Origin of the sequence: Vibrio sp. IB15, assembly GCF_016406055.1 — a bacterium.
Classification (GTDB): domain Bacteria; phylum Pseudomonadota; class Gammaproteobacteria; order Enterobacterales; family Vibrionaceae; genus Vibrio; species Vibrio chagasii.
Map to the genome: position 1 here is coordinate 1 of NZ_JAEFCE010000047.1, position 11,246 is coordinate 11,246.

13 protein-coding genes are annotated in these 11,246 nt (G+C 42.8%); 1 reads left to right on the forward strand and 12 read right to left on the reverse strand.

Annotated features, from left to right (window positions below):
* Window positions 1–648: 648 nt before the first annotated feature.
* From JC606_RS16545 to dusA, 7 genes are all read right to left on the reverse strand, one after another.
* Window positions 649–1,425 (reverse strand): phosphoadenylyl-sulfate reductase, encoded by a 777-nt coding sequence (locus JC606_RS16545; protein WP_137408851.1) that lies wholly within the window; start codon window positions 1,423–1,425, stop codon window positions 649–651.
* Window positions 1,418–3,145 (reverse strand): assimilatory sulfite reductase (NADPH) hemoprotein subunit, encoded by a 1,728-nt coding sequence (cysI, locus tag JC606_RS16550; protein WP_198779000.1) that lies wholly within the window; start codon window positions 3,143–3,145, stop codon window positions 1,418–1,420. The genes JC606_RS16545 and cysI overlap by 8 nt, the downstream gene beginning before the upstream one ends.
* On the reverse strand, window positions 3,145–5,010 hold the full coding sequence (locus JC606_RS16555; RefSeq protein ID WP_137408849.1) for an assimilatory sulfite reductase (NADPH) flavoprotein subunit: 1,866 nt from the start codon (window positions 5,008–5,010) through the stop codon (window positions 3,145–3,147). Before JC606_RS16555 ends, cysI begins: the two co-directional genes overlap by 1 nt.
* Before the next feature lie 123 nt (window positions 5,011–5,133).
* Window positions 5,134–5,364: a hypothetical protein gene (locus tag JC606_RS16560; protein WP_004735813.1), complete on the reverse strand. Its 231-nt coding sequence runs from the start codon at window positions 5,362–5,364 to the stop codon at window positions 5,134–5,136.
* A gap of 192 nt (window positions 5,365–5,556) precedes the next feature.
* Window positions 5,557–6,228: a TIGR04219 family outer membrane beta-barrel protein gene (locus tag JC606_RS16565; protein ID WP_137408848.1), complete on the reverse strand. Its 672-nt coding sequence runs from the start codon at window positions 6,226–6,228 to the stop codon at window positions 5,557–5,559.
* A gap of 135 nt (window positions 6,229–6,363) precedes the next feature.
* A complete protein-coding gene (gene pspG, locus JC606_RS16570; protein WP_008224319.1) occupies window positions 6,364–6,585 on the reverse strand; it encodes an envelope stress response protein PspG in 222 nt (73 codons plus the stop codon).
* A 182-nt stretch (window positions 6,586–6,767) separates the two neighbouring features.
* Window positions 6,768–7,772: a tRNA dihydrouridine(20/20a) synthase DusA gene (gene dusA / locus JC606_RS16575; protein ID WP_198779001.1), complete on the reverse strand. Its 1,005-nt coding sequence runs from the start codon at window positions 7,770–7,772 to the stop codon at window positions 6,768–6,770.
* A 104-nt stretch (window positions 7,773–7,876) separates the two neighbouring features.
* Between dusA and JC606_RS16580 the strand changes: the two genes are divergently transcribed.
* Window positions 7,877–8,947, forward strand: coding sequence for a tyrosine-type recombinase/integrase (locus JC606_RS16580; RefSeq protein ID WP_198779002.1), 1,071 nt, complete (start codon window positions 7,877–7,879; stop codon window positions 8,945–8,947).
* 104 nt (window positions 8,948–9,051) lie between these two features.
* Here JC606_RS16580 and JC606_RS16585 read toward each other — a convergent pair whose 3' ends face one another.
* From JC606_RS16585 to JC606_RS16605, 5 genes are all read right to left on the reverse strand, one after another.
* Window positions 9,052–9,501, reverse strand: a complete 450-nt coding sequence (locus tag JC606_RS16585) for a hypothetical protein (protein ID WP_198779003.1) — start codon at window positions 9,499–9,501, stop codon at window positions 9,052–9,054.
* Window positions 9,502–9,529: 28 nt separating this feature from the next.
* A complete protein-coding gene (locus JC606_RS16590) occupies window positions 9,530–10,072 on the reverse strand; it encodes a hypothetical protein (protein WP_198779004.1) in 543 nt (180 codons plus the stop codon).
* A gap of 280 nt (window positions 10,073–10,352) precedes the next feature.
* Window positions 10,353–10,514, reverse strand: coding sequence for a hypothetical protein (locus JC606_RS16595; protein ID WP_198779005.1), 162 nt, complete (start codon window positions 10,512–10,514; stop codon window positions 10,353–10,355).
* On the reverse strand, window positions 10,514–10,732 hold the full coding sequence (locus JC606_RS16600; RefSeq protein WP_198779006.1) for a hypothetical protein: 219 nt from the start codon (window positions 10,730–10,732) through the stop codon (window positions 10,514–10,516). Before JC606_RS16600 ends, JC606_RS16595 begins: the two co-directional genes overlap by 1 nt.
* Window positions 10,733–10,768: 36 nt before the next feature.
* Window positions 10,769–11,197: a M15 family metallopeptidase gene (locus tag JC606_RS16605; protein ID WP_198779007.1), complete on the reverse strand. Its 429-nt coding sequence runs from the start codon at window positions 11,195–11,197 to the stop codon at window positions 10,769–10,771.
* Between the last annotated feature and the right edge of the window lie 49 nt (window positions 11,198–11,246).

An 11,246-nucleotide genomic window follows, 5' to 3' on the forward strand; every position in this document is an offset into this window, starting at 1 on the left:
CTGCCGCCAGCGTTCAATCTGAGCCATGATCAAACTCTTCAATTTAAGATTTTGTCGACTCAATGAATACTGATTACATTCTCTTCGCTTAATAAAAAGCTAAGTAATGTTGAATTGACTGTGCCGAATCTTACGATTCGAATTGGTCACTCAGTTCATTGAAATCAAGTTGAAACCGAAGCTTCATTTTTTGATATTCATCAACGAGTGCCCACACAGATTGATAGGTTTAAATTGTTAAAGAACTTCTCTTCGTTGTGACTTACATCACTTCGGAAGAGGTGGCCATTCTAGCGACTTAATCTTCAGTGTCAAACACTTTTGAAAATTAATTTCTACTTTCTAAAAGTAGAAGCGAATAATCGCTTGAAGCTAGTTGCCTAACCAACATTCTTTGCTGAAGCCTTATGGCGTCTGCCGTGTCAGTGAGGCGGCATTATAGAGATGTAGCTCACATTGGCAAGTGTTTATTTAAGAAAAATGCAAAAACAAGGCTTACATGATGGATAAGCCACCAAGAGCTTATTTATTCAAGTTTAACTACAAAGTACCTACAAACTAATCACAGAGTTACCCACAGGAGTTGCTTTCTTGCCCCCAGAAAAGCAAAAAAGCTGCCCTAAAGCAGCTTTTTAATAAACAATGAGCCTAAATACCTGAGCCATATTGTTCGCCATCGTCCTCATGAAGCCCACATTCTCGTTTTAACCCGTTAAAGCGGGTTTCTTCTTCTGTCATACCAGGCTCCCACTTCTTAGTTGTGTGTGTATCTCCAACTGAAAGGTAACCCTGCTCTCGAAGCGGATGGTAACTCAGACCGTACTCTTCTAGGTAGTAGTGAACATCTTTATTGGTCCAATCAATTATAGGTAAGAACTTAAACACACCATTTTGGATAGACAAGATTGCCAAATTTGCACGTGATTGGGATTGCTCTCTTCTCAAGCCGGAGAACCAAGTACCTGCCTCAAGTTCATCTAACGCCCTTCTCATCGGTTCGACTTTATTGAGCTTGTTATATTTCTCGATACCTTCTAGCCCTTGCTCCCAAAGTTTTCCATATTGTGCTTCTTGCCAATTAGGACTTTGCTGAGCACGAAATACTTGTAGGTTTAAAGTGAGCTTCTGGCTTAACTCATCTATAAAGCGATAGGTCTCTGGAAATAGATACCCGGTATCGGTAAGGATAACTGGAATATCCGGCTTTGCCTGAGTGACTAAGTGCAGCATGAGTGCTGCTTGGATTCCAAAACTTGAAGACACCACATGTGTCCCTTCTAAGTTTTCTAGTGCCCATTTGACTCTTTCTAGAGCAGTTAGCTGTTCTAACTCTGCATTTATCTGTCCAAGACGAAGTACCTGCTCCGTCTTGGTCAATGCGAGCAGCTCTGCTAACTTCAATTTTGAAGCGACAGAATTATGCATGCAGGTCCCTCTTTGAAATGATCACCTCTTGGATGATGCCAGCTCGGATTGTGAAGTCACCGAACCCTTCGTTCTCTTCTCGCTCTGCTGCCCAACGGCCCACCAGCGTGTCAATCTCTTCTAAGATCTGAGCTGATGTGATGTTCTCTTTATACATCTTAGGAATACGAGTACCGGCTTTGTTGCCACCTAAGTGCATATTGTAACGACCTGGAGCTTTGCCTACTAAACCAAGCTCAGCCAACATTGCACGGCCACAGCCATTTGGACAACCGGTTACACGAAGGATAATGTTATCGTCTTCTGGTAAACCGTGTTTCTCGAGAATGCCTTCAACATCGGTAACAAACTCTGGAAGAAAGCGTTCGGCTTCTGCCATTGCTAGAGGACATGTTGGAAATGCCACACACGCCATCGAATTTTTGCGTTGTTCACTTACCGCGTCATCCATCAAACCATATTGACGAGCAAGCTTCTCAATTTTTGCTTTTTGGTTCTTAGGTACACCTGCAACAATTAAGTTTTGGTTTGCAGTCATACGGAAATCGCCTTTGTGGATCTTAGCAATTTCTGCGACACCGGTTTTCAATGCTTTACCAGGAAAATCAAGCAAGCGACCATTTTCAATAAACAGCGCCAAATGGTGCTTACCATCAATGCCTTCAACCCAACCGATACGGTCACCACGCTCCGTGAATTCATAAGGGCGACTTTCCGAGAACTTAACACCCGCACGCTTTTCAACTTCCGCTTTGAACACATCAATACCTACACGGTCTAGTGTGTACTTAGTTTTTGCATTCTTACGGTTTGAACGGTTACCCCAATCACGCTGTGTGGTAACAACCGCTGCCGCAACATCTAACGTATTTTCTAGTGGTACGAAACCAAAGTCGTCAGCTTTACGAGCATAAGTAGAAGTATCGCCGTGCGTCATTGCTAAGCCGCCACCAACTAACACGTTAAAGCCCACCAGGTTTCCGTCTTTAGCAATTGCAACAAAGTTAAGATCGTTAGCGTGAACATCAACATCATTTTGTGGTGGGATCACAACTGTTGTTTTGAATTTACGCGGTAGATAATTATTACCTAGGATAGGCTCATCATCGGTTGTTTCTAATTTCTCGCCATCAAGCCAGATCTCAGCGTAAGCACGAGTTTTAGGAAGTAGGTGTTCACTGATCTTCTTCGCCCACTTATAGGCTTCTTGGTGAAGTTCAGATTCTACTGGGTTTGTCGTACACAAAACGTTTCGGTTTACGTCACCCGCAGTAGCAATTGAATCAATACCAATGCTATTTAGCGTTTGGTGCATCAGCTTGATATTTGGCTTTAACACGCCGTGAAACTGAAACGTTTGACGAGTCGTTAAACGGATTGAACCATAAGAGGTACTTTCATCGGCAAACTTATCTATTGCTAACCACTGCTTAGGAGTAATGATACCACCTGGCATACGCGCACGAAGCATGACGTTATGTAGAGGCTCTAGCTTTTGCTTAGCACGTTCGTTACGAATATCACGGTCGTCTTGTTGGTACATGCCGTGGAAACGAATCAGTTGAAAGTTATCTGCTGTAAAACCACCAGTGATACGATCTTGTAAGTCTTGCTCAATCGTACCGCGCAGGTTATTGCTCTCACGCTTTAGACGCTCATTGTCAGCCAACGGACCAAGTACTTGGCCTAGCACTTCTTGCTCTATTACTTGCTTGCTCATTAGTACACATCCCTTTGGTAACGTTTTGCTTTACGTAAATCATTAATAAATTGCTCAGCCTGTTCGCGACTTTGATTGCCCTGCTTTTCAGCAATCGTAACTAGTGCTTCATGTACGTCTTTCGCCATTCGAGTCGCATCGCCACACACATAGAAGTACGCACCTTCTTGTAGCCATTGCCATACTTGTTCTGCTTGCTCGATTAAGCGGTCTTGTACATACACTTTCTCTTTTTGGTCTCGGCTAAAAGCAACATCTAGCTTAGTTAGCGCACCAGATTTGAGGTACTTCTGCCATTCAACTTGGTATAGGAAGTCTTGAGTAAAGGTACGGTCGCCAAAGAACAACCAGCTCTTACCTTGAGCGTCATTGTTTTCTCGCTCTTGAACAAAGCTGCGGAATGGTGCAATACCAGTACCAGGGCCGACCATAATGATTGGAGTATTGTCGTCTTGTGGTAGCTTGAAGTTATTGTTGTTCTCAACGAACACCTTCACTTCACCACCTTCCTCTAAACGCTGAGCTAGGAAACTTGATGCTCCACCTAAGCGAGACTCTTCACCTTTTTGGTATTCAACCAAACCAACGGTTAGGTGAACTTCTTCATCCACTTCAGCTTGGCTCGATGCGATTGAGTACAGGCGAGGTGTAAGCTTACGCAACAGGCCTAGAAGTTCATCAGCCGATAGTTTGGTTTTCTTCTCAGCTAATACATCAACAATTTGCGTGTTGCCCGCGTATTCACGAAGCTTGTCTTTATCTTCCACCAGCTTTAACAGTTTCTTGCTACCAGATAGCTCAGCAAACTTAGTCACAAGTTGAGGGTTTGAAGCCGTTATCTCGAACTTACTCACTAGAGCACTATGAATAGAGAGGTTTTCACCATCCACATCTACGCTCTCGATACCAGAGAGCCCAACTTGAGCAAGAATCTGATTCGCTAATTCTGAACTGTTTTCATACCACACACCCAGTGCGTCACCCGGTTGATAAGTAATACCGGACTCATCCAGATCAATCTCGATATGACGAACATCTTTACCCGAATCACGACCTGTGATCTTTTGGCTTGTTAGCAATGTTGCTGTATACGGGTTTTGCTTGGTGTACTGCGAATGACCTGAAGCGGCTTGACCTACTGGTAATTGAACTACTTCAGCCTCTGCGCCCGTCGACAGTGTTTCTTGTACTTGTGATAGAGCTTTAGCACGCCACTCTGTTGCTGCCGCTTCGTAATCCACGTCGCAGTCAAGACGGTCAACAAATGATTTGGCACCAAGCTTGGCTAGGAAGTTATCGAAGTCTTTCGCGGTTTGGCAGAAAAACTCGTAGCTTGAGTCGCCCAGACCAATCACACCGTATTGTAAGTTTGATAGCTTTGGCGCTTTCTTTGATTGTAGGAACTCGTGCAGCTCAATCGCGTTATCTGGCGCTTCACCCTCGCCATTAGTCGAAGCCACGAAAATGACGTGCGTCTCTTTCGCTAGGTTCTTGCCTTTGTAATCACTGGCATCGAAAAGCTCGACGGCGATACCTAAGGCTTTTGCTTCTGCCTCTAGTGATTCAGCGACGCCTTTAGCATTACCGGTTTGAGAAGCAAAGATAATGCTGAGCTTACCAGCAGGTTTTGCAGCAACCGCCGCAGCTGCTTGAGTAATCGGTGCGGCTGCGCCCACAGGTTGAGCTTGGCTCACACCCCATAGGTAACCACTGACCCATGCCAATTGCTGAGAAGATAATTCGGAAACAGTTTGTTGAAGATGACCCAGTTGTTGGTCATTAAGCGGTGCAGCTAATCCAGGTAGCTCGTTCGCCCCAGACTGTGCATTATTATTTTGTGAAGACTCTTTCTTATTTAAAGACATGGTCACGACATCCCTAATCATTGCGTGACGATAGATTAACCACTCCTTCTAATAACAAGAAAGAATATAAAAGTATGTTTTATAACTTTTTGGAAGTAAAAAGCGATTGAATGGGTAAATTGGCTACTGGTTTTCAATACGAACTTGTTGAAAACCCACCGCCATTGCCGACTTAGATGCTAGATCTAAATCCGCATAATGGCACTCCTCACCATGGACATCAGTAAGCAGAACAAAACCGCCGCCCATATGGCGAAACTCCACAACCCAAGACCCTTCTTGTATTGAGGGCTCTATGATGGCTTCAACTAACAAATTTTCTCGATATAAATTGCGTAATTCATTGAGTGTCATATTCCATCCCTTGTTCTGACCCAACAACATAGACCTTATAAGAATAGACGTTAATCAGCTCTCTGTATAAGGATGGTCGAAAGTGATGAATGTGCTAACTAATTCCAGAAAGATATAATCAACAGATATAAAAAAACGCCGCTTAATAAAGCGGCGTTTTTAAAATTGGTTTTAGATGTTCTTTAGGTGAACTTAGAATCGTACTTCTGCGCCAGCAAACCAGCCATCTACCATGACAAAGTTTTTACCTAGCTCAGAATCAAAGAACTCATCTGAATCTAAGTCGATAACACGGTAACCACCGCGCAGAGCGATTTCAGACTCAGATACTGGTATTCGGTACTGAACACCCGCCATCAAATCTGTGCTCTTAATACCGCTGCTATCACCGAATTCCATGGTACCAATGATATCGAAGTTGGTGTCAGGAACGTTGATTTCTGCGTTACCGTAGAAGCTCCAAGTAAACTCATCAAAGGTTGATGTTTTCGCACCTGTCGCTTTTGGTTTAATGTAATTCGAGTTTGAGTACTGAGTAAACGTCAGACCCGCATCGAAGTTCATCAACTTGTGCTCTAGCAAGGTGTAGTAGAATGTGTAGTCGTACTTATCAAAAGCCAATGCATCCGTATCAATAGACGTATAACGGAAGCTAGCATTTGGCAGCATTGGGGCATTATGCTCAAATGCGAAATACACAGAAGGAGAGTTAGAGTCTTCGTCTTGTCTCACTTCATTTAGCTTGGTACTTCCCCACCACATATCGGCACCGACTTTAGCCGTGTAAGAAAACTCTTCCTCAGCAGATACCGCTGAACTTAAAGATAGCATTCCCACTAAAGCAATTAATGGCATTTTATTCATTTGAGATAGCTCCAATTCCATATCGTTGTGCTAAGTGTATGCACATTCATAGATTATTGGGGAAAATTCTACCACACATCTTAAAGACTAAAACGATAAACCGACGGCAAGCCGATATTTGACGGTGTCATGACTTTAGTAGCGTCTCTGATTCGAGCTATGTACAAAGTTTTTGAAAAACCACACACCGATTGCAATCACAATCAACCAAGGCAGTAATTTAAACACCACACTCATCATACCAAGCAGCAACATTACAGCTAATGCGACTCCAGTTGCCGCTAATACCGTCATAAAGGTAATGCCTGTCACAAGTAGCGTAGCAACGAAAATAAGAACAAAGATTAATTCAAACATAATGGTCTCCCTAATGAGTTAATGACCTATCTTTCCTACTTTCTAACATTGCAGCATCTGTACCAAGTCGCCAAAACCAATAAAATCCTTATTTATCAGTCAAATAAAAAGCCGCACATTCTCATGCGCGGCTTTTTAAATAAATCAAAGTGGTAAATTTAGCCTTTAATGGCGAATTTAACCTATACGTTCAGCTCTTTAGGAATCTTAGCCAATGCCGTCTGCATGACTTCGATACCCGCACCTTTCTTATGTGCATTTTCGCTGATGTAGCGACGCCATTGTCTTGCACCCGGCATGCTTTGGAACAAGCCAAGCATATGACGAGAAATGTGTCCTAAGCTTGCACCGTTTGAAAGTTCACGTTCAATGTACGGGTACATCTCTTCCACGACTTGTGAGCGTTTCTTAATTGGCGTATCTAAGCCGAAGATCTGTTGGTCCACTTCCGCCAGAATAAATGGGCTATGGTAAGCCTCACGACCGATCATCACGCCATCAAGGTACTGAAGATGTTCTTTTGTTTGTTCTAATGTGGTGATACCACCATTTACTGCGATCACTAGATCAGAGAAGTCTTTCTTGATCTGGTAAGCACGATCATAATCCAGAGGTGGGATCTCACGGTTCTCTTTCGGGCTAAGACCACTCAACCACGCTTTACGTGCATGAATAGTGAATTGCTCACAACCACCCTTTTCAGAAACCGTTGAAATGAACTTCGTCAGAAACTCATATGAGTCTTGGTCATCGATACCAATGCGAGTTTTCACTGTGATTGGAATATCAGTCACTTCTTTCATTGCTGATACACAGTCTGCTACTAGCTCTGGCTCCGCCATTAAGCACGCACCAAAGCGACCGTTTTGAACTCGGTCTGAAGGGCAACCTACGTTAAGATTTACTTCATCATAACCACGCTCAGCCGCAAGTTTGGCACAAGCCGCAAGATCAACTGGATTTGAACCACCAAGTTGAAGAGCCAGTGGATGCTCTTGCTCACTGTATTCTAGGAAATCGCCCTTACCGTGTAAGATCGCGCCTGTTGTTACCATTTCCGTGTACAGAAGAGTCTGCTGAGAGAGCAAACGGTGAAAGTAACGACAGTGGCGGTCAGTCCAATCGAGCATGGGTGCAACAGAAAGTCGGTTACTAGCGTATTTACTGGTTTTATTAGTGTTTGTCATGATTCAGTCTCAATTAATACTGTACAAACATACAGTTAATTACCTAGAATTAATCGGAATTACTTCCTGTAGTACCCCTCAAGTACCCCTTTAGGAGTTGGACAATGGCAAGTTATACCATCGAGACCAGAAAGCTAAAAAGCGGTGAACAAAGGTTCAAGGTAACAATCATCGTTAAAAAGAATTCGCGCATTATACACAGGGAAAGCAAAACTCTAAAAAAGAAAGCACTCGCTAAAGCTTTCGGTAAAAAAAGGGTAGCTGAACTAGAAACTCAAGGGGTACTAAATCAGCCAAAAACAGTCCCCCTTTCGGTACTCCTCGATTTCTTCATGGCAGAACGTGACCTTTGGGATAATACAGGGCGCACCAAACGTTATGTGATTAAGATGCTTAGGGATTGTGATATCGCCAAAGTTGATAGTAATCAGCTACGGACTAGCGACTTAATTGAGCACTGTAAAAACAGAAGAGGTGCGGGAGCCAAACCCGCAACGATTTATCATGACATTGCTTACCTACGTTCTGTAATGAAAAAGTCTAAGCCTGTATTCAACGTCGACACCAATCACCAGATATTTGATGAAGCGGTGCCTGTTCTCATTGATATGGGGTTAGTTGGTAAAAGCCAGAAACGAACACGCCGCCCTACTTCTGAAGAACTAAAACTCTTAAAGCTTGGTTTAGAGCAACGCGAGTCTTTTAGGCCAAACGGCACAACTCGAATCCCCTTCACCGACATTCTTGAATTCAGCATTCTTACTTGTATGAGAATCGGTGAAGTCTGCAAGCTGCGTTGGGAAGACCTCAACCAAGAACATAAAACAATACTTGTTCGAGATAGGAAGGACCCAAGAAAGAAAGAGGGTAATCACATGATTGTGCCACTGCTTGGTGAGTCATTTGAGATCGCACTAAAACAACCAATCAAAAGTGAGCTTATTTTCCCGTACAACTCACGAAGTGTTAGTGCAGGCTTTCAACGAGTAAGAAATGATTTAGGGATTGAAGATTTGAGGTATCACGACCTACGAAGAGAGGGAGCAAGTCGGTTGTTTGAGAAAGGCTACTCGATTGAAGAAGTAGCTCAGGTCACTGGGCATCGAAACTTAAATATTTTGTGGCAAGTTTACACCCAGTTATTTCCGCATAAGTTGCATAAAAAGGCTCAGTGAAGAGCTAGTGCGATAAGTAAAATCGCACTAGCAAAAAGATTGATTTAGGTATGCACTAAGTGCAGTTACGTTAAATCGATGTGCCAATAGAGGCGCATTATCAACTAAAAAGATTTCAACAGAGCACTATGGAACCCTTTCAACTTCCGATTCTTTTCATTTAAAAGGTCATCAAATCCCTGAACTTTATAGAGCTCCCTAGTACACATAAGAAAGTATTCTATCGAATCGTCATTTACTTTTTCATTAAGCCAACCATCGAGATTTTGCAGAGAAAGCGCGCTGTTATCATCCGTGCAGGTAACCTTTAGAAGCTCAAAATCGTGTCTAAATTGGTCTTCAAAACCTTTAATCTTAGATTTTTCATCAGTATCCGATTTAGCCAGAACCTGAATTTGACCAAAACAATGGATTATAGACTGAAGTAACCTCAGAGATTCTTTATTAACTGCATACTTTAATTGAGTGCGAGATTCATTCTTTAGGTGCCGTAGGCTCAAAAAGGAAACCACTACAGCGCCTAAAGTTGCAAGGCTAGAGAGTACATCAAACAAATCCAACAACCCCTTTGAAAAATTCAGTTCAAAAATAAAAAGCCCTCCCACTATTGAAAGGTCCGTATGCCCTAGACGTTCCAGTTATTGAATCATGCAAAATTATTACTGCGTGAGGCATACCCGAAAACTCTATCCTTGATTCACAATTAAAATAGCCGCCATCATTGCTCACTTCGATCAAGCCTAAATATTTAGCATTATTGAGCCTATTGACCAACTTTAGAGACTCATTTCTACAAATGGAGTTTTGCTGTTTTTTCCGTTTTTTCCCAGCCTCGGAAGCCCAGTAATTACGAATTCGCTCTTGCTCTTTATCATAAGCCTGTTTTTCTAAAACCCTTTTTTTTGCTTCATTTTCTTCTTTGATTTCCTGCTTGATTTTTTCTTCTTCCCGTCGAACACAAGAGTCCTCAATCCAATCGAGTTTATCTTCCGCGTATACATCTAGTGACCTAAGAGACGGATTAGTATTTTTGCAATCTGGATACTTCGCAAATACAGCATCACGATTTGGAGTAGAACAACCAAATAGCAAGAGCATTAAAATGGGATAAAGAATTTTTTTCATATAGGTCGATACCTTGGATAAGCAACAAACTGCAAGCCAATAATATATTGGCTTCATGCCACAAGGCTAGATCCGACATAAACGTTTTTTTTGGGGATGTTCAACGTGTGAGTTAGCTATCAAAAACAGATCTTAATACACCTCAAACACTCTTAGTGAAGATTTTAGACACTTGAAAAACCCCATGCTACCGTGAAAGTTTGTAACGCTTTCAGAGCGATTCACAGGGCAAAATTCGATTCTCGTGAACTCGTACTTATTCACGAGAATCTAAAGCACCCTACGAGTTTGGGCTTTTACTTTCAAGTCGTGTCAAACGCTCATCCATCTTTTCCATCATCAAGCGCAGCCACTTAACATCGGTTTTGAGTGTGATACCCACACCGACACCGCTAGACAAGGCACTAACAACGGCGATTATTAATGTTTGATACTCTGCCATTACTTGAACTCATTGCGTAGGGTTTCCCATAGGCCAAATACTATTGGAGCACTTGCGCCAATAATGCCACCGAATTGAACACCATCAGCTGATACGCTCGCGGTGATAAGTTCAGGGTGACCAGCTACCAAAGCAGCTCCCGCGCCAAGTAACGCTAAACCCTTTTTAGTGGATGGTTGGTCAAGGTAGATTCCGATTTTTTCTAATAAGCTTTTCATAGTAATTTACTCTTCCTTAAATACTTGATGGTGTAACTATGAGTAATGGGCTCTATCAAGTTCAATATGAGGACCATCTTTAAAGCTGACCCAATCACCGCCCCATACAATCGGAATACCTAACTCGTCCGCAGCCTGTTTGAATGCCCAACTCACTTGTTCGTAATAACTAAAGCCCCACGTCACTTTGCCGTTTTCGTCGTACACCACAAAATCAACCGCGCAGCCTGATTGGTGACGGCTTTTTTTGCTGTACCCGTCTAACTGGCTTGCGCCTTGTTTGAATAGAGCGTTTTGCTCTTCTGCGGTGCGCTTACCTGATGTGATACCAAAATCAAAAGGGGTTAGCTCAATAGCCCGGCGAACGACACGTTTTAGATCACCGTGTACGCCCACCATGCGCATCTCACTTCTAGCTGATAAAGCAAACCCGCCCACTATTTTGATTATCTTGTCTTTTTTCATTAGATACCCCCCTAGCAGGATTAGAAAAAGCAGCCCTAAAAAATACTTA

What these genes read in the sequence shown, in the direction of transcription:
- dusA (WP_198779001.1), bottom strand. Translation starts at nt 7,772, where the DNA reads ATGACAAACACTAATAAAACCAGTAAATACGCTAGTAACCGACTTTCT.
- JC606_RS16590 (WP_198779004.1), bottom strand. Translation starts at nt 10,072, where the DNA reads ATGAAAAAAATTCTTTATCCCATTTTAATGCTCTTGCTATTTGGTTGT.
- JC606_RS16595 (WP_198779005.1), bottom strand. Translation starts at nt 10,514, where the DNA reads ATGGCAGAGTATCAAACATTAATAATCGCCGTTGTTAGTGCCTTGTCT.
- JC606_RS16545 (WP_137408851.1), bottom strand. Translation starts at nt 1,425, where the DNA reads ATGCATAATTCTGTCGCTTCAAAATTGAAGTTAGCAGAGCTGCTCGCA.
- JC606_RS16600 (WP_198779006.1), bottom strand. Translation starts at nt 10,732, where the DNA reads ATGAAAAGCTTATTAGAAAAAATCGGAATCTACCTTGACCAACCATCC.
- pspG (WP_008224319.1), bottom strand. Translation starts at nt 6,585, where the DNA reads ATGTTTGAATTAATCTTTGTTCTTATTTTCGTTGCTACGCTACTTGTG.
- JC606_RS16555 (WP_137408849.1), bottom strand. Translation starts at nt 5,010, where the DNA reads ATGTCTTTAAATAAGAAAGAGTCTTCACAAAATAATAATGCACAGTCT.
- cysI (WP_198779000.1), bottom strand. Translation starts at nt 3,145, where the DNA reads ATGAGCAAGCAAGTAATAGAGCAAGAAGTGCTAGGCCAAGTACTTGGT.
- JC606_RS16605 (WP_198779007.1), bottom strand. Translation starts at nt 11,197, where the DNA reads ATGAAAAAAGACAAGATAATCAAAATAGTGGGCGGGTTTGCTTTATCA.
- JC606_RS16565 (WP_137408848.1), bottom strand. Translation starts at nt 6,228, where the DNA reads ATGAATAAAATGCCATTAATTGCTTTAGTGGGAATGCTATCTTTAAGT.
- JC606_RS16580 (WP_198779002.1), top strand. Translation starts at nt 7,877, where the DNA reads ATGGCAAGTTATACCATCGAGACCAGAAAGCTAAAAAGCGGTGAACAA.
- JC606_RS16560 (WP_004735813.1), bottom strand. Translation starts at nt 5,364, where the DNA reads ATGACACTCAATGAATTACGCAATTTATATCGAGAAAATTTGTTAGTT.